The following is a 4,914-nucleotide window of genomic DNA, read 5'->3' on the forward strand; positions in this document are numbered from 1 at the left end:
ACTTTTTCTCCCAGGTAGATCGGAGCCATGAGAAGGACTTTCGCTTTTGGCGCATATTCCTGGACCTGATCCAGCAATCTTATGATTCCCTTTCCGATTACATCTGCGGATGCTCCGAAAACAGTTTTACAGTCATTGGTTCCCAGCATCAGCGTGATTACATCCACCTGGGCATGTGTTTCCAGAAGTGTGGGAAGAAGTGCAGTTCCTTTTCTTCCGTCGCGGAGCGGATCTTCGAAAACTGTTGTTCTTCCGCACAGTCCCTCCTCGATCACACGATATTCTTCTTTATTCAGTTTTTCCTGGAGAAGGCTTGTCCAGCGTACTCCCCACGGTAGTCTCTTCCTGCTCTCTCCGTCATATCCCCATGTATTGGAATCTCCAAAGCATAATACCTGTTTCATTTTACCATATCCCTATCTAATTAGTATGTTTATTTGTTAGGTGAATCATATCATGCTATTCTCATTTGGTCAAATACACAAAAAAAATAGCCTGCTATAGTTTGACTCTATAGCAGGCCATCTTACATACTCTTTTATATACTTTTTATCAGAGATTCTTTTTACAGTCCGATAAATCCTGTAACATCTCCGTTGATCACATAATGTGCACCATTATCTTCCGGTTTAATGTAGATTTTGAGGTCTTTCAGTTCAGAGGCTTTTTTGCCCATGTCTTCTGTCCAGATCTTTTTAATCCTGTCAGCAACCTCTGAAGTATGTATCTCTTTGCCCCAGTACTGAACATATACTTCTGTCACTGGTTCAGCTTTTTTAGCTGCTGTCTTTCTTGTTGTTTTAGCTGCTGTTGTCTTAGCAGTCGTCCTAGTTGTTGTTTTCTTAGCTGCAGCAGTTTTTCGTGTTGTTGTCTTCTTGGCGGCTGTTTTCTTAGCCAGCTCTTCTGATTTTACAGCTGTTGTTTTCTCTTCAGCAGATTTTACTTCTGCTGTTTTTTCTTCTACTGGTTTCTCAGCGGCAGGTTTTACCTCAGCTGTCTTCTCAGCTGCTTTTGTTTCTACAGAAGCTTTTGCATCGTCTGTCTTCGGTGTCTCAGCCTTAACGGCTTTCTCTTCGGATGCGGTTACTACAGATTTTGCAGGAGTCTCGCTTATTGAAGCCGTTTTTACAGTTGTCTTGGTTGCAGCTTTCTTTGTTCTAGCCATGTTTATAGCCTCCTTACAAGGGATTTGTTAATCTTTTCTCGAATTTTAGGATATCACTTTTTGTGAAAGAACGCAAGGTTAGATCCCCAGATTTTCCAGTTCTTCACTCATATACCCCTTGAGATGCTCCTTTAAAGCCTTATGCTGAGGCAGGATAAGATCAAAATCCAGTGTCAGGATCTCACCAGCTGCTTCACTTGCATTCTTCAGGATTCCCGCATCATTGTAGATATCACCGATCTTAAATTCCATCAGTCCGCTCTGGCGGATACCGAAAAGATCTCCTGGCCCCCGAAGCTTCAAATCTTCTCCGGCTATATAAAATCCATCATTGGATTCATTGAGGATCTTCAGACGTTTAGAAGTATTTTCTTCATTATTTCCCTGGATAAAAATGCAGTAAGACTGATGCTCTCCACGCCCTACACGGCCCCGAAGCTGATGAAGCTGGGCAAGCCCGAAACGTTCTGCATTTTCCACCATCATAACGGTAGCATTTGGCACATTCACTCCAACCTCCACAACTGTAGTAGATACCAGCACCTGGATCTCGCCGGAAGCAAACGCCTCCATGATCCTGTTTTTCTCTTTTGGCTTCATCTTTCCGTGAAGGATTTCTACTTTGATCTCCCCTGGAAGGATCTCCTGAAGCTTTCTGGCATAATCTGTAACATTCTCTGCCTCCAGGCCTTCGCTCTCTTCCACCATAGGACAGATCACATAAGCCTGCCTTCCCATCTGCACCTGCTTTTCAATAAAAGAATACGCCTTGGGACGGTAGGAAGTTCCTACTACGCAATTCTTGATCGGAAGTCTTTTTGCAGGAAGCTCGTCAATGATCGAAATATCCAGATCTCCGTATAAAATGATCGCCAGTGTCCGGGGAATGGGGGTTGCGCTCATAACAAGTACATGAGGCGGATTTCCTCTGGTCGTCAGCGCTTCCCTCTGGCGAACGCCGAATCTGTGCTGCTCATCTGTGATCACAAGCCCCAGATTCTTATATTCCACCCTTTCCTGGATCAGGGCATGAGTTCCGATGATCACATTCACTTCACCGTCTGCAATCTTCTGATAGATCTCACGCTTCTGTCTGGCTGTGGTAGATCCTGTCAGAAGCACCGGATGGCAGGAAGCGATATTCTGTTCTTCCATCAGCCTCAGAAAGCCTTCGTAATGCTGATTTGCCAGAACCTCTGTCGGTACCATCAATGCACTCTGAAATCCATTCTCTGCTGAAAGTACCATAGCTAAAAATGCGATCACGGTCTTGCCGCTACCAACATCCCCCTGTACAAGCCTGGACATCAGCTTATGACCGCTCAGATCCCGTTCGATCTCATGCCAGACATTCTTCTGGGCTCCGGTCAGGTCATAGGGAAGCCCTTCTATGATCTCCTCGGTTGTCCATACTGGTTTCATTGAAAAAGTGTTTGGAGCCTCTTCTGTTTTCTTCTTCAAGAGCTGTATTGCCAGCACAAAAAGCAGAAATTCATCGAATACCAGACGTTTCCTGGCTGTGAGAAGCTCCTGCATATTTTTCGGAAAATGGATAGTCCGGATCGCATAATTGGCATCTGCGAGCTGATAGCGTTCCCGTATCTCCTCCGGCAGATATTCCCCATGGAGAGGCCTTGTATCCAAAATCTGATGGACCAACTTCGTGATCATCTTGTTGGAAAGTCCTTTCGTCAGACCATATACAGGCTGCATACTGTGAATGATCTCCTCATAAGCTGCCGGGGTAAAAATCTCCGGATGTTCCATCTGCGGACGGCCTTTTTTTCTGATGATCTTTCCTCTGAGGATAAACACACTGCCCTTTTTGAGTGTTCCCCTCAAATAAGGCGCATTGAACCAGGCAACCGGCAATCGGCCGCTTGCATCTGCCACAGTTGTTGTCAGAACCTGGAGATTGCGTATCTGGTTAATATAAATACCTGTTGCTATAGTGGCACGGATAGAGACTGTTTTGTCCTCCTCTGCTGATGCAATCTCCACAGGCTCCTCATATATATCGTAAGTCCGCGGATAATAACGGAGAAGCTCTTCCGCAGTCGTGATCCCGATCTTCTGGAAAAGCTTCTCTGTTTTCTCACCCACGCCTTTTAATTCACGTAAAGGTGTCTTATCATTCATTTTTTGTGCTCTTTATTCTACAGAAATCAGATAGTAGTAAATTGGCTGTCCACCCTGGTTCAGCTCAACCTCGCACTCCGGATATTTCTCGGTAAGAGAATCAGAAAGTGCCTCTGCATCTTCCTCAGATACATCTTCACCATAGTAAACACTGATGATCTCAGATTCCTCGTCAACCATCTCTGCTACCATCTCCTCCGCTACCTGAAGTCGATCTCTGCCTACTGCAAGGATACCTGCATCACCGATTCCCATGATATCTCCCTCATGGATTTCCTTGTCATCAATGCGTGTATCACGGACTGCATAAGTAATCTGTCCGGTCTTCACTCTGGAAATCGCATCGGTCATGGAAGCAAGGTTCTCTTCGCCGCCCTTCTCCGGAACAAAGCTGATCATTGCGGAAATTCCCTGTGGGATTGTCTTGGTTGGTACTACAATGATCTCCTTGTCCTCAGTCAGATCTCTTGCCTGGTTAGCTGCAAGGATAATATTCTTGTTATTCGGGAAAATATAAATTGTTTTTGCATTTACTTTCTCAATAGCATTGAGCATGTCTTCGGTACTCGGATTCATAGTCTGGCCGCCTTCGATCAGATAATCTACGCCAAGCTCACGGAAGATCTGAGAAAGTCCCTCACCTACGGATACGGAAATAAATCCATGATCCTTTGGAGGTTCTTTGTTTTCTGCCTGTTCTTTTGCAAGTTTTTCCGCATCTTTGATCAGTTTTTCCTGATGTTCTTCTCTCATATTGTCAATCTTCATACGGGAAAGCTGACCATACGTGAGTGCGCGTTCAAAAGCCTGTCCCGGATGATTGGTGTGCACGTGTACCTTGACAATCTCATCATCAGCTACCAAAACAATGGAATCACCGATGGAATCCAGAAATTCACGGAAACGGTCGATCTCATCCTGTGGAAGCGGTTTTTCAAGAAGGATAATAAACTCTGTACAATATCCAAATTTGATATCTGCCTCTGCCTGAGGAGAAATCTTTGTGATCTTAGGAGCTGCTGCTTCAAACTGGGAATAATCCACTTCTTTTCCATGATATCCGTCGATGGCACCGCGGAAAACTTCCAGAAGTCCCTGTCCGCCAGAATCCACAACACCTGCTTCTTTCAGGACTGGAAGTATCTCTGGTGTTCTGGCAAGAGTTTCCTCTGCATGCTGAAAGATCCCGTCGAAAAAAGCATCCAGATCTTCTGCAGCATCAGCAAGCTCTGCTGCTCTGTCTGCTGCAGCTCTGGCTACAGTAAGAATGGTTCCCTCTTTTGGTTTCATAACTGCTTTGTATGCAGTTTCAACGCCTCGCTCCATAGCTGCGGCAATGGCAGGTGCATCCAGATCTGTAAGTTTACGCACACCTCTGGTAAATCCACGCAGAAGCTGTGACAGGATAACACCAGAATTACCTCTGGCTCCACGGAGGGAACCGGAAGAAATTGCCTTTGCCAGGGATTCCATATCCGGATCTGTAAGAGCACCTACTTCAGAAGCAGCAGACATGATGGTAAGCGTCATATTGGTTCCCGTATCTCCATCAGGTACAGGAAACACATTCAGTTCATTGATCCACTCTTTCTTCGCTTCCAGATTCTTTG

4 protein-coding genes are annotated in these 4,914 nt (G+C 45.3%); all 4 read right to left on the reverse strand.

Going from position 1 to position 4,914, the window contains the following annotated elements; genetic code table 11:
* Positions 1–404: GDSL-type esterase/lipase family protein (locus GPK58_RS12610; protein ID WP_215638748.1), on the reverse strand; the 404-nt coding region annotated here is incomplete at its 3' end.
* 161 nt (positions 405–565) lie between these two features.
* The gene (locus tag GPK58_RS12615) at positions 566–1,165 is read right to left on the reverse strand and encodes a DUF6465 family protein (protein WP_215638749.1); all 600 of its coding nucleotides are present in this window, start codon (positions 1,163–1,165) and stop codon (positions 566–568) included.
* Between the two features lie 78 nt (positions 1,166–1,243).
* Entirely contained in the window at positions 1,244–3,304 is a 2,061-nt protein-coding gene (recG, locus tag GPK58_RS12620; RefSeq protein WP_215638750.1) for an ATP-dependent DNA helicase RecG, read from the reverse strand.
* Positions 3,305–3,316: 12 nt separating this feature from the next.
* On the reverse strand, positions 3,317–4,914 hold a 1,598-nt coding region (locus tag GPK58_RS12625; RefSeq protein WP_215638751.1), incomplete at its 5' end, for a DAK2 domain-containing protein.

Origin of the sequence: Blautia sp. MCC270, assembly GCF_018785605.1 — a bacterium.
Taxonomy (GTDB): Bacteria; Bacillota; Clostridia; order Lachnospirales; family Lachnospiraceae; genus Blautia_A; species Blautia_A fusiformis.

Excerpts from the sequence above, each read along its gene's own strand:
- GPK58_RS12615 (WP_215638749.1), bottom strand. The coding sequence starts at position 1,165 with ATGGCTAGAACAAAGAAAGCTGCAACCAAGACAACTGTAAAAACGGCT.
- recG (WP_215638750.1), bottom strand. The coding sequence starts at position 3,304 with ATGAATGATAAGACACCTTTACGTGAATTAAAAGGCGTGGGTGAGAAA.